At 61.8% G+C, this 22,331-nt stretch carries 17 protein-coding genes; 12 read left to right on the forward strand and 5 right to left on the reverse strand.

Going from position 1 to position 22,331, the window contains the following annotated elements; all coding sequences use genetic code 11:
* Window positions 1-75 precede the first annotated feature (75 nt).
* Window positions 76-1,173 (forward strand): pectinesterase family protein, encoded by a 1,098-nt coding sequence (locus CSEG_RS02480; RefSeq protein ID WP_013077680.1) that lies wholly within the window; start codon window positions 76-78, stop codon window positions 1,171-1,173.
* Window positions 1,174-1,190: 17 nt separating this feature from the next.
* Here CSEG_RS02480 and CSEG_RS02485 read toward each other — a convergent pair whose 3' ends face one another.
* The gene (locus CSEG_RS02485; RefSeq protein WP_013077681.1) at window positions 1,191-2,141 is read right to left on the reverse strand and encodes a FecR family protein; all 951 of its coding nucleotides are present in this window, start codon (window positions 2,139-2,141) and stop codon (window positions 1,191-1,193) included.
* A 5-nt stretch (window positions 2,142-2,146) separates the two neighbouring features.
* Window positions 2,147-2,656, reverse strand: coding sequence for an RNA polymerase sigma factor (locus CSEG_RS02490; protein ID WP_013077682.1), 510 nt, complete (start codon window positions 2,654-2,656; stop codon window positions 2,147-2,149).
* A gap of 294 nt (window positions 2,657-2,950) precedes the next feature.
* Here CSEG_RS02490 and CSEG_RS02495 point away from each other — a divergent pair, with 294 nt between their 5' ends.
* The 9 genes from CSEG_RS02495 (at window position 2,951) to CSEG_RS21820 (ending at window position 16,406) form a co-directional block, all read left to right on the forward strand.
* Window positions 2,951-5,893 carry a TonB-dependent receptor gene (locus tag CSEG_RS02495; RefSeq protein ID WP_053463716.1) on the forward strand — a complete coding sequence of 981 codons (2,943 nt, stop codon included), beginning with the start codon at window positions 2,951-2,953 and terminating at the stop codon, window positions 5,891-5,893.
* A gap of 326 nt (window positions 5,894-6,219) precedes the next feature.
* The gene (locus CSEG_RS02500; protein WP_013077683.1) at window positions 6,220-7,584 is read left to right on the forward strand and encodes a purple acid phosphatase family protein; all 1,365 of its coding nucleotides are present in this window, start codon (window positions 6,220-6,222) and stop codon (window positions 7,582-7,584) included.
* On the forward strand, window positions 7,581-8,507 hold the full coding sequence (locus CSEG_RS02505) for a glycerophosphodiester phosphodiesterase family protein (RefSeq protein ID WP_013077684.1): 927 nt from the start codon (window positions 7,581-7,583) through the stop codon (window positions 8,505-8,507). Before CSEG_RS02500 ends, CSEG_RS02505 begins: the two co-directional genes overlap by 4 nt.
* 513 nt (window positions 8,508-9,020) lie before the next feature.
* Window positions 9,021-10,004, forward strand: coding sequence for a UDP-glucose 4-epimerase GalE (gene galE / locus CSEG_RS02510; protein ID WP_013077685.1), 984 nt, complete (start codon window positions 9,021-9,023; stop codon window positions 10,002-10,004).
* A gap of 385 nt (window positions 10,005-10,389) precedes the next feature.
* The gene (locus tag CSEG_RS02515) at window positions 10,390-11,043 is read left to right on the forward strand and encodes an exopolysaccharide biosynthesis polyprenyl glycosylphosphotransferase (RefSeq protein ID WP_013077686.1); all 654 of its coding nucleotides are present in this window, start codon (window positions 10,390-10,392) and stop codon (window positions 11,041-11,043) included.
* Between the two features lie 172 nt (window positions 11,044-11,215).
* On the forward strand, window positions 11,216-12,523 hold the full coding sequence (locus CSEG_RS02520; protein ID WP_013077687.1) for a UDP-glucose dehydrogenase family protein: 1,308 nt from the start codon (window positions 11,216-11,218) through the stop codon (window positions 12,521-12,523).
* Window positions 12,523-13,839 (forward strand): WcaI family glycosyltransferase, encoded by a 1,317-nt coding sequence (locus CSEG_RS02525; protein WP_013077688.1) that lies wholly within the window; start codon window positions 12,523-12,525, stop codon window positions 13,837-13,839. Before CSEG_RS02520 ends, CSEG_RS02525 begins: the two co-directional genes overlap by 1 nt.
* A gap of 198 nt (window positions 13,840-14,037) precedes the next feature.
* The gene (locus CSEG_RS02530; protein ID WP_013077689.1) at window positions 14,038-15,816 is read left to right on the forward strand and encodes a twin-arginine translocation signal domain-containing protein; all 1,779 of its coding nucleotides are present in this window, start codon (window positions 14,038-14,040) and stop codon (window positions 15,814-15,816) included.
* A 17-nt stretch (window positions 15,817-15,833) separates the two neighbouring features.
* A complete protein-coding gene (locus tag CSEG_RS21820; RefSeq protein ID WP_085953979.1) occupies window positions 15,834-16,406 on the forward strand; it encodes a putative colanic acid biosynthesis acetyltransferase in 573 nt (190 codons plus the stop codon).
* Between the two features lie 161 nt (window positions 16,407-16,567).
* Here the strand turns inward: CSEG_RS21820 and CSEG_RS02535 are convergent, their stop codons facing one another.
* The 3 genes from CSEG_RS02535 to CSEG_RS22425 all read right to left on the reverse strand — a co-directional run bounded on the left by CSEG_RS02535 (window position 16,568) and on the right by CSEG_RS22425 (window position 20,088).
* On the reverse strand, window positions 16,568-17,752 hold the full coding sequence (locus CSEG_RS02535; RefSeq protein ID WP_013077691.1) for a glycosyltransferase: 1,185 nt from the start codon (window positions 17,750-17,752) through the stop codon (window positions 16,568-16,570).
* 120 nt (window positions 17,753-17,872) lie between these two features.
* Window positions 17,873-19,174 (reverse strand): hypothetical protein, encoded by a 1,302-nt coding sequence (locus tag CSEG_RS22420; protein ID WP_013077692.1) that lies wholly within the window; start codon window positions 19,172-19,174, stop codon window positions 17,873-17,875.
* Window positions 19,175-19,176: 2 nt separating this feature from the next.
* A complete protein-coding gene (locus tag CSEG_RS22425; protein ID WP_013077693.1) occupies window positions 19,177-20,088 on the reverse strand; it encodes a glycosyltransferase family 2 protein in 912 nt (303 codons plus the stop codon).
* Window positions 20,089-20,196: 108 nt separating this feature from the next.
* On the opposite strand from CSEG_RS22425, the gene CSEG_RS02540 reads away from it, so the two are divergent.
* Together CSEG_RS02540 and CSEG_RS23515 are read left to right on the forward strand one after the other, a co-directional pair.
* Window positions 20,197-21,690, forward strand: coding sequence for a lipopolysaccharide biosynthesis protein (locus tag CSEG_RS02540; RefSeq protein WP_227878914.1), 1,494 nt, complete (start codon window positions 20,197-20,199; stop codon window positions 21,688-21,690).
* A gap of 31 nt (window positions 21,691-21,721) precedes the next feature.
* Window positions 21,722-22,330: a DapH/DapD/GlmU-related protein gene (locus CSEG_RS23515; protein ID WP_013077695.1), complete on the forward strand. Its 609-nt coding sequence runs from the start codon at window positions 21,722-21,724 to the stop codon at window positions 22,328-22,330.
* Window position 22,331 lies beyond the last annotated feature (1 nt).

The raw sequence follows: 22,331 nt of genomic DNA on the forward strand, positions 1-22,331 counted from the left end.
TCCCGAGGAATTTGGGGCGCCGGTCCTTCCCGTCCGGCGCCCGCTCTTTCTTGATCTCTCGACTCGGAAAGACACATGTCGCCATCGCCTCCTTGCCGCCGAACGGTTCTGGCCGGCGCCGCGTTGCTGGCCCCAAGTCTCGCCCTGGCCGCGCCGCGCTACGACGCTGTCCTGTGGCGCGGGACGGGGCGGAACCCCTACGGCGCCCCCGGCTATCCAAGCCTTTCGGCCGCCATCGCGGCGGCTCCAGCCAGCGGAACCCGCCCGTTCCGGATCCTCGTCACGCGCGGCGTCTGGGACGAGCAGGTGGTCATCGACAAGCCGTTCGTCGAGCTGGTGGGCGAGGACCGCAGGGCCTCGGTCATCAGTCACCTGGCCGCCTCGGGCCTGACGGCGCCGGACGGCAAGCGCTGGGGCACGTTCCGCACGCCGACCCTGTTCGTGCGGGCGCCGGACTTCGCCGCCAGCAACCTCACCATCCAGAACGCCTTCGACGGCCTGGCCGAGATGTCCAAGCCGGGCGGCCTGCACTCGCACGACGGCGCGGGGCCTCAAGCGGTCGCGTTGATGCTGGACAAGGGCTCCGACCGCGCACGCCTGCGCGAGGTGGATATTCTGGGCTACCAGGACACCCTGTTTCCCGACGCTGGAACCAGCCTCTTCGAGCGCTGCCTGATCACCGGAAGCTACGACTTCATCTTCGGCGCGGGGCGGGCCCTCTTCCGCCAGTGCGAGATCCGCTCGCGGCCTCGCCCGGTCGATCCGGTCGAAGGCTATATCGTCGCCCCCAGCACGCCGATCGACCAGCCGGTCGGCTTTGTCTTCCACCAGTGCCGCCTCACCAAGGAGGCGGGAACCAAGCCGGCTTCGGTCTATCTGGGGCGCCCCTGGCGGCCTTCGAGCCAGTTTTCCGACGGCCGTTACGGCGATCCGAAGTATGTCGGCATGTCCGCCTTCATCGACTGCTGGCTGGACGACCACATCGCTCCGGAGGGGTGGACCCAGATGTGGTACACCGGCAAGGACGGCGATCCGCGCACCATGCTGCAGCCCGAGGACGCGCGGTTCTCACAGTTTCGCCTTTCAGGGCCGGGGAGCGCCGGCTCCTTTAAGCGTGGCCGTTGGTTGTCCGCGTCCGAGGCGGCTACTCTGGTCTCCTCCGCCCTTCGGTAGGCGCCGCTAGGGCTCTTTCAGTCCGAGGGGGTCAACACCATCCCGTGCGCGCTGTCGCGCAACGACAGGCCGTGGGTCGCCGCCACCAGCTGCGCCGTCTCGCGCGGGGCCGTCGAGCGGAAGCGTCCGGTCAGGCGAAGCTCGGCCAGCGCCGGCTCGCCGAGCCTTAGGGGGCGCCGGGCGTTGGCGCGATTGAGCTCGATAACAAGGTCGCCAAGACGACCATTGTTCAGCTCGATCCAGCCGCTACGCCAGTCGTCGGCGGCGGTGGGATCAAAGCGGAGCCGCCCTTCGATTCCGCGCGCGGAAACGCGCACGCTCTCGCCGGCGGCGACGACCGCCGACCGGTCGGGGTCCGCGGCCGAGACGACTCGCACCTTGCCCTCGCGCACCGTGACCTCGGTCGCGTCGGCCAGTCGATTGACGTTGAAGGCGGTGCCCAGCGCCGTGACCGAGGCGTCGCGCGCATGCACCGTGAAAGGGCGAGACGGATCGTGGGCGACCTTGAAGAAGGCCTCGCCGCGATCCAGGCGCACATCCCGCGCGCGTCGCGCCAAGGCCACGCGCGCTTCGGTGTCGCCGTTCAGGGTCACGCTGGAGCCGTCAGCCAGAACCTGAATCTGCTGACGGCCCTGAGGGGTCTCGAGCCTAAGGGCGTATCGCGGCCAGACGGCGACAACGGCCACGGCGGTAGCCGCCGCGCCGGCCACCAACCATATCGCCGCGCTTGGTCTGCGTGGCTTCTCCTTGATCTGGACGCCTGCGCGGGCGCTGGTCATGGCCTGACGCAAGGAGGCCGAGGCGATCAGGTCGCGGTGCGCGGTCAGCAAGGCCTCGCGACGTGGCTCGCCAGCCAGCCAGGCGTTCAGCGTGGAGGCGTCGTGCTCGGGTAGTGGGGCGGCCGCCAGGCGGTCGGCCCAAAGCGCCGCCAAGTGATCGTCTGTCATCTCGATAGGGGTTCGGCGCATGCGGGCTATCCTTCGCCCCGCGCTGAAAATCCATCCTGGTGGACCTTGCGCAGGGTCGCCGACGCGCGGCTGTAGTGCTTCTGGACGGCCTCGGGCGTCAGGCGCAAATCCTGGGCGATGCGATCGTAGCCCTGGCCCTCCAGGCGTCGCCGCAGATAGACCTCCCGCCGAAGTCTCGGCATGGCCGCGATGGCGCGAGAGAACGCCTCGGCCAGCTCCCGGCCCTCCAGAAGGGCGCCCGGACCAGGCTGTTCGCAGGGCTCGCCTTCATCCAGCGCCTCGAAGCTGGGCCCCTGGCGTCGGTCGCGCATCAGGTTGTCCAGCACGCGAAACGCATAGGCCAGCGGATTGAGCAGGGGCGCCCGGCGCGCCCGCTGCAGCAGCCGCAGCACCATTTCCTGGAAGAGGTCCTCGGCTTCATGGCCGTCCGCGCCGCGACGGCGGGCATACGCCTTCAGCCGGGTCTCATGCGCGCGCACCGTCTCGAAGACCGGTGCGGGTTCATTTTGCGCCATTCCTGGATTCCAGGCCTCGCCGCGCCCCGAAGGCGGGCTCGATCAGCGGCGGCGTTAGCTCAACTGTGCTGCAGTTTTGTGAAACCGAAGATAGAGATCGCAAATCATGATCCCGTTATGGGGACGAGGCCTAGGTGAAATTGTCAGCATAGAGAAAATATATCGACGCCCTATCGATCGGGTATGTCACAGGCGGAAAAATAAAAGTTTTGCGACGCCTGTCTGATCTCGCCATTGGCGCTGTCTACCCCGTTCGAGACCCGAGAAAAGGGCTCAAGGTTTTGGGGGCGTTCGATGAGCTACAAGTCTCGACTTCTCGCCGCGGTGGCGGCGTTTTCGGTGATGGCGGGGGCTGGCGTGGCCTTGGCGCAGCCCGAGCCCGCCGCGCCGCTCGCGGCGGAAGCTCGTTTTGACATCCCCGCGCAGGATCTCAGCGCCGCGCTGATGGCCTTCTCGCGTATTTCCGGCGTGGCTGTTTCGGCCGATCCGGCTCTGACCCGCGGTCGCCAGTCGGTGGCGGTCGATGGGCGTATGCGCGCTGAAGCGGCGCTGAAGCAGATGCTTTCGGCCACGCCTCTGACAGCTGAAGTGATCAACGGGGCCGTCGTGCTGCGTGAGCGCCCTTTGGCCGTCGCCGATGAGGTCGATGCGCTGATCGTCGTCGGCTATGCGGCTGGCCTGCGCAAGTCGCTCGACGCCAAGCGCGACGCGGACATGATCACCGACGTCGTCAGCGCCAACGACATGGGCAAGCTGCCCTCGTCCAACCTCACCGAGGCGGTTTCGCGCCTGCCCGGCGTGTCGGCGGTGCGCAATCACACGACCGGCGAGGGCGACCGCATCTCGATCCGGGGTCTGGCCACCGAGTACAACACCTATTCGGTCAACGGCGTGCGCCTGGGCGGCATGGGCTCGCCCGGCGACAACTTCTATCGCGGCGTGCGCTTGAGCTTCCTGCCGGCCGCCGGCGTCGACTCGATCACCGTGTTCAAGTCGATCCTACCCAACATGGACGGCGACGCCCTGGGCGGTTCGGTTGAGATCCGCACGCCCACCGCGTTCGACTTCAAGCCCACGTATCTGGCGGTGTCGCTGGAAGGCACGATGCTGGACAAGCGCGACCGCAAGAAATCCGGCGAGGCTCAGCTGGCCTTCGGTCGGCAGTTCACCGAGAACCTCGGCCTGTTCGTCACCGCCAGCTACTCGCGCCGTAACTCCCAGTTCGAGCAAGTCGGCGGATCGGGGGACGACATGCCCCAGCGGTGGTTCGTCACCAACAAGTCGCGCGACTTCGACACCTCGACCTTCCAGACGCTCGGGGTCGAGCTCTCGGCCGGCGAGACCAAGGTCGAGCGCAAGGGCGTCAACGCTTCGCTCGACTGGCGCAACGCCGACCACGAGGTCCATCTGCGCGGCCAGTACAACGTCTATGACGAGACCGAATTCCGTAACCGGCTGAACTTCCGCAACTACGCCGACCGCATCTCCGAGCGCCTGGTCCAGAAGGACAAGTCACGCACCGACCTGATGACGCCCGACAAGGCGGTCATCGGCGTCGAGAACGGCGTGCGGGTCTACAGCTATTCGGTCAACGACATCGTCGACCAGAACAAGGACGGCCGGATCACCGACGCCGACCGCAAGACCAAGAGCTTCTACAGCCTGGACGGGGCGTCGGGGCTCTGGGACCCGCAGGGCTTCCGCCTGCGTCGCTATTGGGAAGGGGGCTCGACCGAGGGCGTGCTGGGCTCGGCCACGCTGGGCGGCAAGAGCCGCTTCGGCGACCTGACCGTCGACTACGACGTCTCGTACTCCAACTCGCGCGACAACATCAAAGACGAGTTCGAGCTGCAGTTTCGCACCGACGCCTATGACTGGCTGGGCAACAAGGGCGTCTTCGTCTCGACCGCCGGCGATCCGCGCTTCCCGAAATGGGTGCTCAACGCCGCCGGCATGGCCGCCGTCCAGGACCCGACCGCGTTCAAGTACTCGGGCATGACCGCGGGCTTTGGCGACAACGAGGAGACGCTCAAGCAGGCCCAGTTCAACCTGGCCTATGTCCCGTCGAGCGACTGGCTGCGCGAGCTGAAGGCGGGGGTGAAGATGTCGGTGTCCGAGCGTCGCAAGACGGGCGGCAGCTTCATCGACCTGACCCGCAGCGGCACGATGGCCGACTTCGCGCCCTATTTCGGACCGTCGATCGATAGTCTGTTCGGCGGCGTCTATTCGGGTCAGTACCGCCTGGGCGTCACCATCGACACCGACAAGATGATGGCCGAATTGCGCAAGGCCCAGGCCGGCCAGTCCACCTTCTTCAGCGGCCTGGATAGCTCGCCGAGCGCGGCGGAAGTCTCCAACGAGGACACCTGGAACTACAAGGAGACGATCCTCGCGGGCTATGCGATGGCCAAGGCCCAATTCGGCAAGGCCGAGGTGATCACGGGCGCCCGCGTCGAGCGTACGGAAAACGACATCCAGGCCTGGCTAGAGGACCCGCTGAAGGGCGACACCTTCACGCGCGACAAGTCCGACTTCGTCAATGTGCTGCCGTCGATCCACACCAACTACAAGTTCCGCGACGACCTGATCCTGCGCGGCGCGATCTGGACCAGCTTCTCGCGTCCGGACATCAACCGCATGAGTTCGGCCAAGTCCTACGGCTACAACACCGACCCGAACGGCGACGGCAAGACCGATCCCAAGGACCAGTGGATCCTTGAGAGCGTCAGCACCGGCAACCCCGATCTGAAGCCGATGAAGGCGGTGAACTACGACGCCTCGCTGGAATGGTACAATGGCAAGACCGGCGCCTATTCGGTCGGCCTGTTCCACAAGGACATCCGCAACTTCCTGTTCCGCTCCTCGTCCAGCGTCATCCAGGACGGCACGACGGAGAACTACACCGACGGGACGGGCGTGGACATCTCGACGCCGATGAACGGCAAGTCCGCCAAAGTGACCGGCGTGGAGGTCAACGCCCGCCAAGTTCTGCACTGGCTGCCGGCGCCGTTCGATGGTCTGGGCGTCGCGGCCAACATGACCTTCCAGCGCGCCCCGCGCCGTCACCGGCGTCAGCTGGCATCCGGAGGGCCTGGAGCTGCCGCTGATGGAGACGCCCTCGCGCCTGGCCAACCTCGAAGTCTTCTGGGAGCGCAACGGCTGGGAGGCCTACGTTTCCTACAGCTACCAATCGAAGTCTCTCGAGGACATCGAGGACTACGGCAACGATCCCTATGAGCAGGATTACAAGTTCGTCGACCTGATGGTTCGCCGTCACTTCAACGACCGGATGGCCGCGACGTTCAAGGTGCAGAACGCGCTGGACAGCCACACCTACTGGTACACGTTCGGCAAGGCCAAGGGCGGCATCCGCGACTACATCGAGAACGGCCGCTACATCAGCCTCAGCTTCGACTGGAAGCTCTGACCGTTACGTCGGCGGATCGCCTCCGTGCGGTCCTTCGGCGCCGGCGCGTCTGGTCCGCCCCAGACGCGCCACGTCGGCGCGGCTCCCCTTGGCCGCGCCGACTCCAATTTCCCTGAACGCTTGATCTGAGTGGACCATGACCCAGACCCTGTCCCGCGTCCTCGACGCATCTCTCAAGCTGGCGGTGACGCTGAGCTGCGGCGCCGCCCTGGCGGCCTTGTCGCTGGGGAGCGCGGTGGCGGCCGCCGAGGGGCCGGCCAAGGCGCGAGCGCCGGCTGAACCGGTCATCGCCGGGGGCAAGCCCCAGCGGCTGATCGTCAATCCGACCGAGGATCCCTCGCGCGGCTTCGCGGTGACCTGGCGCATGGAGGCGGGCGCTGGCAAGGGTCTCGTGGAATACGCCGAAGCCACGCCTGGCCCGGCGTTCGAGGACGCTGTCCAGACCGTGATGGCCGACAGCGAGGTGATCCAGTATGTCCCCCGCAACGGCCCGCCGGTCTCGGCGATCGCCCATAGCGCCGTGATCGACGGGCTGAAGCCGGAAACCCTCTATGTCTACCGCGTGGGCGATGGCCGGGCCTTCAGCGCCTGGCGCCAGGTCCGCACCGCCGCGGCGAGCGCCAAGCCGTTCACCTTCCTCTATTTCGGCGACGTTCAGAACGAGGTCGAGAGTCACGGCTCGCGGGTCATGCGCATGGCGCGTCGCCTGGCGCCGGAGGCGGCTCTGGCGCTGTACGCCGGCGACCTGATCAACCGTTCGGACGCCGACCGGGAGTGGGCGGAGTGGTTCGACATGGCCCCGGATCTCCACGCCGAGCTTCTCACCCTGCCCAGCCCCGGCAACCACGAATACGGCCCGCCCGTCGACGGTCGTCAGCCCCTGGCGCCGCAGTGGCGTCAGCAGTTCACCCTGCCACGTAACGGCCCGGCTGGAGTTTCGGCTCTGTCGGAGACCGTCTACCAGGTCGACTATCAGGGCGTTCGGTTCCTGTCCCTCGACGCCGATGCGATCAGCGACTCTCCGGAGCTCGCCGATGCGACGCTGAAGTGGCTGGAGGCCAGGCTGACCGACAATCCGAACGTCTGGACCGTCGTCTTCCTGCACTATCCGATCTTCTCGACCGCCAAGGGGCGCGACAACGCCGAGCTCCGGGCGGCGCTGGAGCCGGTGCTGCAGAAGCATGGCGTGGATCTGGTGCTTCAGGGGCACGACCATACCTACGCGCGGGGACGCAAGGGCGGGCCGGTCTATGTGGTCTCGGTGGCGGGGCCAAAGCAGTATGTGGGCGGCGACCGCGAGTGGGCCAGCCGCAAGGCGACCGGGGTGCAGCTGTTCCAGGCGATCAGCGTCGACGGCGGCGAGCTGACCTACAAGGCCTATACCGCCACCGGCGCGCTCTACGACGCCTTCCGCCTGAGCAAGCTTGCCCGCGGCAAGCCCGCGCGGCTGATCGACCTGGCGCCCAAGAGCGCCGAACTCGACCTGAAGCGCGCGCCATGATGCATCGTCTGGCCCTGGGGGTTTTGCTCTGCCTTATGGCCGCCGCCGCCGCGTGGGGGGCACCGCCGCCCGAGCGCTGCGCCGAGACGCCCGCCATGACCGCGGCGCTCGCGCGCCTGGCGAGACCAGAGGCGGGTCTGATGATCGCCGCCCATCGCGGCGTCCATAGCCAGGCGCCGGAGAACAGCCTGGCGGCCATCGAGGCCGCGATCGCCGCGGGCGCCGACATCGTCGAGATCGACGTCGCCGTGACGACCGACGGAACGCCGGTGCTGATGCATGACCGGACCGTCGAGCGCACCACCACGGGGCAAGGCCCTGTCGAGGGCAAGACCGCTTCGGAGATCGCCGACCTGCGACTGAAAGGGCGGGATGGCCGAGCCAGTAACGAGCCGCCGCCGACCCTGGCGCGAGCGCTGGCCCTGGCCTGCGGCCGCATCCTGGTCGATCTTGACCTGAAGAGCGATCGCCTCGGGCCGATCGTCGAGACGGTCAACGCATCGGGCATGCGCGCCACCAGCCTCTATTTCGACAGCGATCCGGCCGTCCTGGCGAACGTGCGGGCTTTGGATCCAGCGGCGCGCCTGATGGTTCGTTTGACGACGGACGTGTCGCTGGCCGATTTGCTGGCGATCACCGGACCCGCCGCCGTGGCGCACGCCGACATCGAAAGCCTGACGCCGACAGCGCGCGGCGCGATCGCCAGGCTTGGTCTGCGGGTCTGGCTCAACAGCCTGGGGGAGGCCGACCAGCGCATAACCAGGGGTGACAACAAAGGCGTGGAGGACCTCCTGTCCATGGGAGGCTCGGTGCTCCAGACCGACGAGGTCGCCGCGCTCGTCGCCTTGCGCAGGGCGCGTCTTGGAGGAAACCCTGGCGCTGAAGCTCCGTCACATCAAGCGCAGCCCGGAAGCCTAAGATAAATCTGCCTGACGAAAGTGAGACGGCGCGATGCCCAAGCCGCCCGGTTCGCGCGCCTTGTCCACCGGAGCGGTCTTCTGGCTCGACGCCCAGGCGCTAAGGGCTTGAAAAGCGGTGGAGGCCCGGCCGGGATCCACTCGAGCCGACGAAGTCTGAACGCTGGCGGAGAGGGTGTCCGCTAAGAAGGGTGGTAAGTATTGTATTTTTTGCATTTTTTCGTTTCCGCCCCATTTCTACCCACATTTCTCGCGGACGCTGATGGGCGATGATTTGGCCCATACCGATGAAATGCCTCGCGACCGCCAATCTTGCTTTCACTCGTGTTGAAGCCGTAGCGACACTATCCGGAACGAGGGTCTTCTCGACGGCGCTAACGCAACGAGGCGAACGAATATGTCGAGAGACTGACGCTGGTGGTGTTATCGAGGTCTTCAAGCGGCTCTCTCTGCGCACATCATCGCGCCTAGTTATGGAGTGGACCGCGACGGCCCGCCGCCGCGGCTCGGAGAGATTTTATGCAGACGGTTTTGGTGACCGGCGGAGCAGGCTATGTCGGGGCGCACTGTTGCTTGGCCCTGGCCGAGGCGGGATTTCAACCTGTCGTGTTCGATAACCTGTCCAACGGTCATCGCGAGCACGTCCAATGGGGCGCGCTTGAAGTCGGCGATATCCGCGATGCCGCCCGGTTGGATGCCGTGTTCGCGGCCCACGCGCCTATCGCCGTCTTACATTTTGCGGCCCGCATCGAGGTTGGTGAGTCGGTGAAGAACCCCGGCGCCTTCTTCGACAACAATGTCGGGGGCGCCATCACCCTGATCGAGGCCGCCCGTCGGGCCGGCGTCAACGCCATGGTCTTTTCTTCGACCTGTGCGACGTTCGGCGATCCCGTGACGCTCCCGATGAATGAGAGTCATCCACAGTCGCCATTGAATCCTTATGGCCGCAGCAAGCTGATGGTCGAGCAGGCTCTGGCCGACTATGACCGCTATGTCGGGTTCAAAAGCGTGGTAATGCGCTACTTCAACGCCGCCGGCGCCGATCCTAAAGGACGCATTGGCGAGTTGCACGAACCCGAGACGCACGCCATTCCGGTGGCGATACAGGTGGCTCTGGGCCAGCGACCCCATTTCACGATCTTTGGCGACGATTACGACACTCGTGACGGCACTGCGATACGCGACTACGTTCACGTGCTGGACCTCGCAGACGCCCATGTCACGGCTCTGAAGCGGTTGCTAGCGGGCGGATCGTCGGAAACGTTCAACCTGGGAGCCGGAACGGGCACCACCGTGCGCGAGCTGGTCGACGGCGTTGTTCACGCCACCGGAAGGCCGCTGCCGCTGCAGATGGCGCCGCGCCGTGCTGGCGATGCGCCCGTGCTGGTCGCCGACAACACCAAGGCGCGACAGATGCTCGGCTGGGCGCCCTCGCGCGATCTCAACGTGATACTGTCCAGCGCATGGCGCTGGCACGGAAGTCGAGTTTCCAGCGATAGATGAGGCGCGTGAGGAAGGCGTGACCGCTAACCAGCGAGGCGCTTGTCGGCTCCCGCTTGAATTCGAGGGCGCGCGTCGCCTAAAGCGAGGCTGTGGCTGGCGGGGCCAAGAACTCCACTGAGTTCGTGCTGAGGTAGAGTCTTCCCGTGTGCATTTCGTCACAATTCGATCGAACGCGCACGATATTCTTTTTAACTGAACTCTACCGGAATGCTGTGGCGGCGCCTGCGATTAGGGCGAAAATGTCCGTCGAAAGCGCACAAAACGGCTTGCCGCGAAAAAAGGTTGGTTAACAACCCCTGCGAGCGGTTGTTCGATGAGCGCCGATTTAGTAAAGGCTTCTTAAATTTCGGGCAAAAGACCCGGTACAGAGACTGGTGGGGACCACGTGCTGATCGTATCTAATCCGACAGCGGAACAGCTACCATGCGCCGTTCAGGCGTCGCCGGTGGCGAAGGATCCGCTTAAGCGAGCGATGGACATTCTGGTGGCGGGGGGCGCCTTGCTCTTTTTCGCGCCTCTGCTTGCGCTCGTCGCCGTGCTGATCAAGCTGGAGTCGTCGGGACCGGTGCTCTTCCGTCAGGCCCGCGGCGGCTTGAACGGCCAAGCCTTCACGATCTTCAAGTTCCGCTCGATGCGTTGCCAGGAGAACGGCTCCAAGGTCGTTCAAGCTAAGCGCGACGATGACCGCATCACCACGGTCGGCCGGATTATCCGCAAGACCAGCATCGACGAGTTGCCGCAACTGCTGAACGTCTTGCGCGGCGACATGTCGATCGTGGGGCCGCGTCCTCACGCTCTCGCGCACGACGAGCATTACGGCGCCCAGATCGCCAACTATCACTTGCGGTTCCGGGCGCGTCCTGGCCTGACGGGTCTGGCGCAGATCAAGGGGTTGCGTGGCGGCACCAACGAGGTTGAGGCCATGGCGGCCCGGATCGACGCCGATAACGAATATATCGAACGCTGGACGCTGAGCGGCGACATCAAGATCCTCTTGATGACGGTCCCGCACCTCCTGATGGCTGAGAACGCATATTAGGGCGTGAAAGACGCGCTCCCTACTCGGCGTGCGTCTCTGTGACTTTCCAAACGTCGAAGTGTCACCCGAAACTGCTAGGTCGCCCGAAAAGTTTCGTGCGAGCGGGCTGGTGTCCAATGTCTATGAACTTTTTGTCCCGCATCCATTGGGCGGGTGAGTGTGTGGGGGATATATGCGCGTAGCGATGATTGGCACGGGTTATGTTGGCCTGGTGTCTGGGGCGTGTTTCGCCGACTTCGGTCACGTGGTGACGTGCATCGACAAGGATCCGAGCAAGATCGAGCGGCTGGAGCGGGGCGAGATCCCGATCTTCGAGCCTGGGCTTGATGACCTGGTGGCGCGCAACGTGCGCGAAGGTCGCCTGTTCTTCACCCTGGACGGCGCCCAGGCGATCAAGGAGGCCGACGCGGTGTTCATCGCCGTCGGCACGCCGACCCGTCGCGGCGATGGCCACGCCGACCTGTCTTACGTCTACGCCGCCGCTGAAGAGATCGCCGGCCTGATCGACGGCTACACCGTGGTAGTCACCAAGTCGACCGTGCCGGTGGGCACCGGCGACGAAGTCGAGGCAATCATCAAGAAGGTCCGCCCCGACGCCCAGTTCGCCGTGGTCTCCAACCCCGAGTTCCTGCGTGAAGGCGCGGCGATCGAGGACTTCAAGCGCCCCGACCGCGTGGTGGTCGGCACGGACGACGAGCGGGCCCAGGCGGTGATGCGCGACCTCTACCGGCCGCTGAGCCTCAACGAGACGCCGATCGTCTTCACCGGCCGCCGCACCAGCGAGCTGATCAAGTACGCGGCCAACGCCTTCCTGGCGATGAAGATCACCTTCATCAACGAGATGGCCGACCTCTGCGAGAAAGTCGGGGCCGACGTCCAGTCGGTGGCCAAAGGCATTGGCCTGGACAAGCGGATCGGCGGCAAGTTCCTGAACGCCGGCCCGGGCTATGGCGGCAGCTGCTTCCCCAAGGACACCATCGCACTGGTCAAGACCGCCCAGCAGTACGGCGCGCCGACCCGGCTGATCGAGACCACCGTCGAGGTCAACACCGCCCGCAAGAAGGCCATGGCCGACAAGGTCGCCGCCGCCATCGGCACGACCAACCTGGCCGGCAAGACGATCGGCGTCCTGGGCGTGACCTTCAAGCCCAACACCGACGACATGCGCGATGCGCCCAGCCTCGACATCCTGCCGGCCCTGCAGGCCATGGGCGCCAAGGTCCAGGCCTTCGATCCGGAGGGCGCCAAGGAAGCCGCCCACATGCTGGAGGGCGTGGAGTTCAAGGCCGGCGCCTACGAGGCCGCCGAGGGCGCCGACGCCCTGGTCATCCTCACCGAATGGGACCAGTTCCGGGCCCTCGACCTCGACCGCGTCAAGCTGCTTCTGAAGGCGCCGGTCGTGGTCGACCTGCGCAACGTCTACAAGGCGGCCGAGATGGAGCGTCACGGCTTCACCTACGCCTCCATCGGACGCGGCTGATGTTCGGCAAGGGCGGGAGCAGCCCAGGCTCTAGGAAAGTCGCCTACCCGCTCGGCATGAACGCCGAGCGGGATCCGAACCCAGCGCAACGCGTCCTGATCGTCGCCCTGAACTACGCGCCGGAACAGGTGGGCTGCGCTAAATACACCACAGAATTGGCAGAAGATCTCGTCCGGCGAGGGCATGAAGTCGAGGTGGTTTGTGCGCCGCCCTATTATCCTCAGTGGGCAATCCAGGAGGAGTATTCGGGCGCGAGATGGACCACCGAGACTCTGAACGGCGTAAAACTGCATCGCACGCCGCTTTACGTGCCGCCAAAACCCACGGGGTTGAAGCGGGTGTTGCACCTCTTGTCTTTTGGCGCGGCTTCTCTTCCGGTGTCTGTCGCGGCGGCTCGTCGCTTCCGGCCCAACATAGTTTTCGCGGTCGCGCCCACGCTCACGTCGGCAACCGCGGCGCTTGCCGCCGCGAGGGCGATCAAGGCAAGAAGCTGGCTTCACATCCAGGATTTCGAGGTGGACGCCGCGTTTGATCTTGGCCTGCTCCACAATCGCGGTGCGCGAAGCTTGGCGCTTGGCGTTGAGCGAGCCCTTCTGCGGCAGTTTGATCAGGTCTCGAGCATCTCGCCCGCGATGACGGCGTTGCTAACGCGGAAGGGCGTTGAACCCGATAGGATATTCGAGCTCCGCAACTGGGTTGATGTGGATGCTATCCAAGCTATGCCGGCGGGATATGGAACCTATCGCAAAGAGGTCGGTATTCCGAGCGACCATCTCGTGGCGCTCTATTCTGGCAACATGGCGGCAAAGCAGGGCATAGAGATGTTGGCCGAGGTCGCCCGCCGCATGGAGGCGAGCAACGCGCCTATCACATTCCTCCTCTGTGGCGACGGGCCTGCCCGCGCGCCACTGGAGGTATCCTGTGAGGGTCTCGGCAATGTTCGGTTCCTGCCCCTGCAGCCGGTCGAGCGACTAAATGAGCTGCTGAACACCGCCGACATTCATTTGTTGCCCCAGAGACCCGAGGCCGCAGACCTAGTGTTGCCGTCCAAGCTTACAGGCATGCTCGCTTCTGGGCGCCCCGTGGTGGCCATGGCTCAACAGGGCTCGGGCTTGGCCAGCGAGATTGAAGGTTGCGGTGTCGCTGTCGAGGCGACAGTCGGAGCCATGGCCGAAGGGCTTCTGACCCTAAGCCGGGACGCTGCACTTAGGGCCCGTCTCGGCTCCACCGCCCGCCGATGCGCTGAGGAGCGATGGCGCAAGAGCGCCATCATCAGTGGATTTGAAGATCGGCTCTCGGCCCTATTTGCGAGTTAGGATCGATGTGATGACATGGACCGAAGTCAATGAGGCTCATTGACGTCGGAGAGCCGACGAGTTGGCTACCTCATAGAGCCTTATGATTTAAGCGCGCGCTCAACACTAAAAATCCGAGCTTGGCGTTCCGTATCTGATCCCCACAGTTCCATCTAGTTCGAGTCGCCAAGAGATCGCCGCCTTCTCGTGAGACAAGCCATGTTCTCTTGCTCCTCCGATGCGCCAGACCGCAGATCCTTCCTGAAGACGAGCGCGTTCGGCGCCGCGGCGCTGGGAACGGGTTGGGCCGTGGCCAGTCCCGCATCACCTCACGCTGTCGGTCTGTTTACCGACCTGCGGGACACGAGCGTACCGCCGGGAAAGCAACTGATCGAAACAAGCGGCTTCCAGGTGGCGGGTGTCGGAGCGGCGGTATACCGGCGCTCCAGCAATGTCGGGGAGACGCATTTTCGGTCCCGTTCCGCAGATGGAGCCTGGTGGGAGTTGAACGAAAAAAGAGTGACGCTCGCCATGCTCGGTGCGCAGGACTCTGAACCGGGGAGCGGTGCTGCGACCGCAGTGTCTTCTAAGCCTACTGTCGTCGGCAAGCGTCAGATGGTTCGCGCCGGACAGCTCATCAACATGCCAAACGGCAGCGTACCGCTTGTCATCGCGGGCGACGGAGCCCGCGTGGACGATGTACGCATCGCGGGAGATACACTGGCGCCGCAGCTTATCGGGGCAGCTTCCACCGTCGGCGGGCTATCGAACGTCCATGTGCGCTCTGTGGTACTGGGTGGCGTAGGCGTAAGGACGCTGCACGGCGTGAACCTGGCGGTCGGCGGTCTTCGGAATTGGAGTTTCCGGGACCTCGCCATCGACAGCGCTGGCTACGGCTTCTTGACGAATGTGCCCTCCGGCGTGAGCGGGGCGAGCAACATGCGCCTCATGGACTTCTCGATCTCCGCAGGCTCTGACGCGATCGAACTGAACGCGCCTTACGCCGCCCAGATCAATACCGTCATTTGGGGCGGGCACCTTCAAGCAAGGCCAGCCGACCGTAAGACATCGGGGTTCTCCCTAGGGCTGGCTCACTGCTCATCCTTCGTAGCTGGCGGTTTTGTGTCTATTGGCTCGTCCAACGAGGGTGTCCATGTAGAGGATGGGTCCTCGTTGGGTGTCCTCGGCGCCTTCGTCCTGAACGAGACGGGGACAGAGGGTATCCGTCACTATCGGTCGGGGAAAAACTGGGGCGAAGGGACACCAATTGTCTTTTCTGCTTTCGCTGCCGCGCGAGCAGAAAGGGTCGGCTTCGCGGGAAGCAGCGGCTTTTATAATGCTTATGACGCACAGGGCGCTCAGGGGCGTTCACCCATCGTCGCCGCGTACTTCAAGGGCTATGAAACAGGGCTGTATCTAAATGGCCCTGAGTTATTCTCTGTCGGCTATGTCTCGGTGGACGGCGCAACCAACGTTCTTCACTTGTCTTCCATGGGCAAAGCGCTCTCTTCAGTCGTTTACTCTGAGGGGGCCAAGGTCTTCTTGCGGGAGGAGGGTGGCAGGGGAGGTGGGGCGGAGGCTGGCGCCTTCCACCAACTAGACAGCGCACCGCTTAAGATCATCCAGCCTTCTATTGAACCCCGCCGCAGCGTCGCCTGCGTATCAGAGTTCAGTTGCCCGGCTCTTGGCCCTATTCCTAGGGAGGCCAGCGGCCCCAGCGGTATGTGGATTGATCTCTTTGCCGCGCCAGCTTTGATGAACGCCCGTGTGAAAGTCCGCGCGCTCGGCCAGGGGAGTATGTACTGGTCGGCGGACGTTTTTTATGACGGTAGGACTGTGACCGTCGAGCGGGTGTTGAAGAAGACGAGCGGGGACCTAGAGGTCTTGGAGCCGAGTCTGAGGGTGGCCGGCGGAAAGATGCAGTTCTTGGTCAAGGCCAAAAACGTGGGCGCCTTGAAATCCATCTGGCTCCACGTAGCTGGCGAATATTGTCTTTAGGAACTTTGGAGGCTGCTGTGTCGCGCGTTCAAGATTTATCTCGGTTCGAGTTGCCTGCGGGTTTCAGGGGGCGATCGGCGATCACGGTGCAGCTATGGTGGCTAGTACAAGCCACGGCTTTCGCGGCGTCGCCCCAATTCTTATACGGATGGCGACGATGGCTTCTGCGCTGTTTTGGCGCTCGGATCGGCAAGAACGTGCTGATCCGACCCAGCGCCAGGATCACCTATCCCTGGAAGGTTACGATCGGCGACCGCAGTTGGGTGGGTGATCGGGCGGAACTCTATAGCCTGGGGGAAATTGTGATTGGCCAGGACGCGGTCGTTTCCCAAAACAGCTATCTGTGCACCGGCAGTCACGATATCCGTGCGGTAGGTTTTGACATCTTCGCTCAGTCCATCACGGTTGAAGATGAGGCGTGGGTCGCCGCCGATGTTTTCGTGCATCCAGGCGTGACGATTGCACGGGGCTCTGTCGTGGGCGCGCGTTCGGTGGTTACCAAATCCACGCGCCCCTACTACGTCCACACTGGATCCCCCGCCACTCCAGTGTCTCCAAGACGGTCCGATCTTGGGATTTTGGAACAGTAGCTAAATACTTGGCACGGATCCACCAGGCTACACGAGATAATCCGGACGAATCTTGGATCTTTCTGGGCGAAACCCGGCAACTCTCGCCATCAAATGGCGTTCAGGTCGGTCGATATTGAAAGCGTGAGGGCCTCACCTTTCTGTGCGGCTTATTCGCTGACCTAGACTACTTGCAGCGCGACAACTTGCTCGCGGATTAGTTCGATCAGCGCGGGACCTGTTCGGCTTACGTCGAACTTCTCGAAAAAAAGCCTACTTGAGGAGGATGCCATGACGTTCTTCTCTTCAGGCGTCAGCTCAGCCCATCGCTGAAGCAGCCTTGTCGTCCCAGCTTGATCATCTGTCTCGACGAGGCCTGCATTGGCGTTGCTAACCTCACGCCAGATATTCACCTTGTCTGTAATTAGCACAGGGCGGCCGCAGGCTAACGCCTCAGCGACGGCAATGCCAAAGTTCTCCTGGTGCGAAGGCAGAACGAACGCTTCGCAATGATGGAAGGCTCCCCACTTGGCGTCGCCCTTCAGCAGGCCTGGCCAGTGGATTCGATCAGCGATGCCGGCCGCCGCGGCCTGAGCCTTCAAGTCGTTGACGATGCCGATCTCGTCAGGGCCGGCGATGACCAGATGAAGGGTTGGGTCCAGATGCGCCGTCTCGGCGAAGGCGCGAATGAGGAGGTCACATCCCTTCTTGGGGTGGATGCGGCTAAGGAACAGCAAGTACCGTTGTCCGGCCAGCCCGGGGGTCAGCGCTTCAAAAGCCTGCTTCTGTAGAGGCGTCGCTATGGGCGTGCGAGCGGTGCCATAGCCCACGACCTTGGGTCTATAGCGATGGCCAAAGAATTGGTTGTGCGCGAGCAGCTTTTCTTCTTCGGTGGTGAAGAACACAGCCTGGGCGCCAGAGAGCAGAGGGCCGTCCGCCACTGTCCAGAAGGCCTGCTTGGCGAGATGCTTGAGCGGGTAGCGAGCCTTGAACCAAGGATCCAGCATGCCGTGCGAGAACACGAAGTAGGGAAGCGACGAGTGGGGAAGGACACGGGAGGCGGCAAAGCTCGCATAATTCCAGAGTCCATGGACAACCGCGGCGTCGTAGCGCGTGAGATTCTCGCGAAGCCAAGGAATAAGGTCGGGCGTATAGCCGTAGTGCGCCGGCCAACCTTTGGTCGGGCGTCGCTTGCCCATAGGGTGAACTGTCATCGGGCAGCCCCCAACCCATGGATCTTCAGGACGATCAAGGGTTACGAGCTCGCGCTCTACCATGCCCAAAGTGGTCTCATTCTGCCGGATGAGGCCCTCGATCGGCCCGCCGTAGGCGGGGCTGGACGACGGAATGACGTGAAGAAGCCTCACGACACACCTTTCCAATGCGTGTTCGAATTGTCGGTCGGACCTATCTGTGAAGCCGCCTTGATCATGGACTGGCTGTAGTCTTGTTCCCAAGCTCCAGCGAGCTTCGCGGTTGAGGCGCGATTAGGCATGGAGCGGGGCCTTTCTAGAGGAGGGGTGAGCACGGGTTAGGCGATAACCGTTCGCGGAAATCAGCTTTCTTCTCGCGGCAGCCAGCGCGCCAATAGCCAGTGGCAGATAGGGATTTGCGATAAAGTAATTTGATGCTGACGCGCTAAAAACTATCGCTGTGAATATGTATATATATAGATATAGCGCGCTGTCATCAATTCTTCCGCTTAGTGCATCCTTGATGAAGGATTTGGCCGGGTAAAGGATCATGAATATGATGACAAATATACCTGCAAGCCCGTACTTGTGAAATACGGCGACGGGTAGAAAGTGAATATTGTTGACGGACCTCATGCCTTGCAGTGCGTTGTTGCCAACGGAGGCGTCTAGAGAGCCTGACATGTCAATCGTCCGGCCCAGGCCTTTCCCGAATACGACTTCTGCAACAGTCGCGCCTTCGAAGTCGCGCTTCACCATTTCGACTTCATAGAAGCGCTGAAAAGTAGCGATATTGTCTTCAAGTCTAGCGCCGCGTAGGAGCATCGCGCCTTCGCGCAGGTTTCTTGGGAGTGGCTTTAAGGCGGATGCATCCACAGTTACAGCTGCGACATAGGCCAGAAAGATGCAGGTAATAAGCCCGAGCAAGATTCCATAACGACGCCGATATAGAAGCACAACGCCTATAGCTGCGACAAGAGAAAGTAGTGACGCTCTAGACATTGCCAGTTTCGGCGTGAAACTCGTCAAGTCGAGGTGCAGGAACACCAACCCCAATAGGCTGGCCAAACGATTCGTGTTGCTACCGTTCTGCGATGCGCCAAAAATGAAAATGGCCGCCATTAGGGGATAGGGTAGTAAGGGCTCGGGCGATATGCTTGAAACGATGGATAGGGTGCAGGCAAATATGTAAAGCCATGGTGACGTGAGAATAGAGCGCGAATCTTCGTCAGAACTGCGATCCGTGTAAGATGTAAAGAAAAGCAGGGCTCCGACGTATGTGTATATTGTCCAGGAAATTATATATATAATTGAGTTTTGATTGAATATGCCGATAATGGTGGAGCAAAGCACGGGGAGTGCTGCAAGGGCCGTTATTAGAGCGCCGCGCGGGGCATTAATTACGCGTTTCCTGGTGAAAAGGTAAAATAGGGCTCCTAAGCCCAGAGATGCGTATATCATTCCGTTGATATATGGAATGCGGGCGAAGCCTTGAATCCTCGCCACATACACTACGAGAACGGTGGATATTATCACCACTGCCATATAATACAGTGTGTATAACGAGAGGCTGTCGAGCCTTTTCCTTGGGGGCATTATTACGCTCGGAATGAACGGTTTCTGGGCGAAAGTGCTGGATAGGCGGCTTCGAGCGCGCTGAATTGGCTGTCATTGCCTGCGGCTACCACGTTTTCATGGACTAGGCCGCACTCCTGAGATCGAGGCCAGTTTACAAAGTCAAACCGGGCGGGCGTGCGAATGCGCTGTATTCCGGCGAGTTCGGACATGGCGAACAGCCAAATATCGTCAGCCATCGGGCAAAGTCGCTGAAATGCCGCTTCATTTAAGGTCTCTTTCGGTAGGGCGGCGGGAGGGTAAATTATTCCTCCTATCCCTGTCAGAAACAGCCGGTTGTGGCTATCCACGTCTGACCGGCGCCGGGTGTCGAACGTCCATTCAGCATAAGGCTTCGCGTGACCGTCCGGTGCAAATTTGGCGATATGGCCCCGTGTGCCCACAATTGCCCTTGGGGTCAGGCGTGCTTGATCGACGATCGTTTTGAGCCAGTTCGGCGGATAGTAAGCGTCATCATCAGCTGTGACGATGTATGAATCTGAGTACTCGCTTAAAGACGGGATAATTTTCTTGTAGGATCGCAGGTTCTTGCAGATCCGTATCTGTAGGCCAAAATTCACCAGTTCCAGGACATCGTCAGGCAGAGAGTGCTGGTCATTCTCCGCAAGCCAAAGCACGACTTTGTCGGCTTTTACGTTTTGCAGCAGAAGGCTTTTGATGGTGCATGCGAGAACGGGGTAGCGCGGTGGATATGAAGTCAGCGATACAACTAGTGGGGCCGACAGTCCATGATCGGATTGCGAAGATGGTGGCATAAAGGCGTTTAAAGCGTTGAGGGCGCGATTTGCGCGCCACGACGCAATGCCTTGATTAACAGATCTCTTTGCCGAAACGGACCATGGAGCGATTCTTTTAATCCACTTCTTCGCCGTCATCTCTACTCGCTCTCGCGATAATGATATAAGTCTCGATTAACTGTACACGCTAGGCCTCCTTTTCGCAAAGGGCGTCGGAGCTTTTGAATGAGAAGGTCCTTCTTTCGAATGGTTGTCAGAGGCGATGAGGCTCAGCCTGCTGAGGGACAGTTGGGCGCAAGAGCCACCAAAAGTGTGTTTTGGATTGGCGGGGCTCAAATTTTCAAAGCATTCTCGATGTTGGTGTCGAGTCTTATAATCGCGCGCGTCTTATCTCCCGGAGATTTTGGGGTCGTTGCCATGGCCGCCCCTGTTACTGCATTTATCATACTTTTTCAGGACCTCGGTTTATCGCAAGCTGTTATTCAGGCTAATAGCGTAAGGATGGTCGTCTTAAATAGTCTCTTCTGGATAAATATCCTGACGTCCACCGCTATTATGGTAATCCTAATAATTGCATCTCCCTTTGTGGGTCTTTTCTATTCAGATGTTCGGGTGGGCTGGATTGTTGCTGCGTCCGCGCTAAATGTGCTGATTTCTGGCACGGCGTTGCAGCATTCGGCGCTCCTGGCGAGAGAACTGCGTTTCCGGCAACTGGCCTTTGTGGATCTATCCAGTGCGGCGGCCAACTTTCTAGTTTCGGTATCGGTGGCGCTCACGCTGAAGACCTACTGGGCGATATGGGGCGGCACCTTGGCGGGCGTGTTGGTGCAGGCGGCCCTACTCTGGAGGTTTGAGAAGTGGCGGCCTGCTGGCGTGGCGTTCAGTGGCGCGCGTGATTTCGTGAAATTTGGAGGGGGGGTTACAGGTTTCAACCTGCTCAATTTCTTGGTGCGGAATCTGGATAACGTCCTTGTGGCTCGCTTCTCAGGTGCGACGGCCGTCGGCCTTTATGATCAATCATACAAGCTGATGATGGCGCCGATGCAGACAATCAACGCGCCCTTGGCCCGCGTAGTGATGCCAGTTCTAAGTCGCCTGCAGGGGGATCAAGCCAGATATCGGCGGGCATTTCTAACGGCCACCCGGGCCATGCTCCTAATATTGACGCCAGGCCTAGCGGTGGCGGTCGCCCTAAGTGACCGCCTCATCCCTTTCCTGCTAGGCGATCGGTGGGCAGCCGCTAGCCCCATATTCTTTTGGCTAAGTCTCACGGGTCTTATACAACCTCTGGCCAATGCGACCGGTTGGCTCTTTCTCAGCAGCGGGCGCACGAATGCAATGTTCCATTGGGGTGTATTCTCCGCCGTGGTCACACTTGCTGGCTTCGCCGTGGGAATCCAGTGGGGGGCTGTGGGTGTCGCTGCTGCCCTGTTCTGGACGGCGCTTGTTCGTATGCCTTTGCTATTTGCCTGGTGTGTGAAGGGGACCGGTGTTAGGGCCCTAGATCTCTATGCGGTGCAAGTAGAGCCGATGGCGTGTGCGCTGGTGACGATCCTATTGTCAAGGATCGTTTCGTCTTGGGGGCCAATGTACATCACTCTATTAATATGCGTGCCCCTATCCTATGCATTGGGTCTCTCTGCTTATTGCGTTTCCAGGGGGGGGAGACACTTCCTGAAGTCTATGATATCGACTGGTCGCCAGATGGTGTCTGGGCGAAAGAAGATCTCCGTCGTGTGAAATTGATTATATATTCAGCGAAGGTGTCGCCATGTTGAGGCGTTTGATATATTTGTTTGGATTTAAGCGTGCCATCCGCGGCGTCTATGTTGAGGAAAATGTTCAATTGGATCGATGTGAATTCATCGGTCCGGTTCGGATTGGTTATCGTAGCTACGCGAACTTCAGTTTATTCCGCAACGTGTCGGTCGGTCGATATTGCTCGATTGGCCGTCGGTGCACCTTAGGGGCCGCCAAGCATCACATTGTGGGTCTGACAACCAGTCCATTCGGGGCCCCGTCCGGATTTGAGTCCGACGTCCAGACGAAGATTGGCAATGATGTATGGATTGGCGACAACGTCGTCGTCGTAGCGGGCGTCGAAGTGGGCGACGGAGCCATCATTGGCGCGGGCTCGATCGTGACCCACGACGTGCCGCCTTACACAATTGTTGCTGGTGTACCCGCCCGGCCACTGCGCCCCAGATTTGATGAGGATGTCGTAAGCGAGCTAACCAGGATCGCCTGGTGGAGGTTTGGTGATGCGCCGGTGGAGATGTTCCGCGACGCATCAATCATTGAATTTATCAGCCGCTTTCAGGTGAATGGCCATTCACCTCTCGAGGAGCACCATGGGATCTATCGCCGCCCAATATTTTAGG

The sequence above is a fragment of the Caulobacter segnis ATCC 21756 genome, assembly GCF_000092285.1.
GTDB classification, from domain to species: domain Bacteria; phylum Pseudomonadota; class Alphaproteobacteria; order Caulobacterales; family Caulobacteraceae; genus Caulobacter; species Caulobacter segnis.

Bases quoted from the DNA above. Each gene is read 5' to 3' on its own strand.
- CSEG_RS02480 (WP_013077680.1), top strand. From the start codon at position 76: ATGTCGCCATCGCCTCCTTGCCGCCGAACGGTTCTGGCCGGCGCCGCG.
- CSEG_RS02485 (WP_013077681.1), bottom strand. From the start codon at position 2,141: ATGCGCCGAACCCCTATCGAGATGACAGACGATCACTTGGCGGCGCTT.
- CSEG_RS02490 (WP_013077682.1), bottom strand. From the start codon at position 2,656: ATGGCGCAAAATGAACCCGCACCGGTCTTCGAGACGGTGCGCGCGCAT.
- CSEG_RS02495 (WP_053463716.1), top strand. From the start codon at position 2,951: ATGAGCTACAAGTCTCGACTTCTCGCCGCGGTGGCGGCGTTTTCGGTG.
- CSEG_RS02500 (WP_013077683.1), top strand. From the start codon at position 6,220: ATGACCCAGACCCTGTCCCGCGTCCTCGACGCATCTCTCAAGCTGGCG.
- CSEG_RS02505 (WP_013077684.1), top strand. From the start codon at position 7,581: ATGATGCATCGTCTGGCCCTGGGGGTTTTGCTCTGCCTTATGGCCGCC.
- galE (WP_013077685.1), top strand. From the start codon at position 9,021: ATGCAGACGGTTTTGGTGACCGGCGGAGCAGGCTATGTCGGGGCGCAC.
- CSEG_RS02520 (WP_013077687.1), top strand. From the start codon at position 11,216: ATGCGCGTAGCGATGATTGGCACGGGTTATGTTGGCCTGGTGTCTGGG.
- CSEG_RS02525 (WP_013077688.1), top strand. From the start codon at position 12,523: ATGTTCGGCAAGGGCGGGAGCAGCCCAGGCTCTAGGAAAGTCGCCTAC.
- CSEG_RS02530 (WP_013077689.1), top strand. From the start codon at position 14,038: ATGTTCTCTTGCTCCTCCGATGCGCCAGACCGCAGATCCTTCCTGAAG.
- CSEG_RS22420 (WP_013077692.1), bottom strand. From the start codon at position 19,174: ATGCCCCCAAGGAAAAGGCTCGACAGCCTCTCGTTATACACACTGTAT.
- CSEG_RS22425 (WP_013077693.1), bottom strand. From the start codon at position 20,088: ATGACGGCGAAGAAGTGGATTAAAAGAATCGCTCCATGGTCCGTTTCG.
- CSEG_RS02540 (WP_227878914.1), top strand. From the start codon at position 20,197: ATGGTTGTCAGAGGCGATGAGGCTCAGCCTGCTGAGGGACAGTTGGGC.
- CSEG_RS23515 (WP_013077695.1), top strand. From the start codon at position 21,722: ATGTTGAGGCGTTTGATATATTTGTTTGGATTTAAGCGTGCCATCCGC.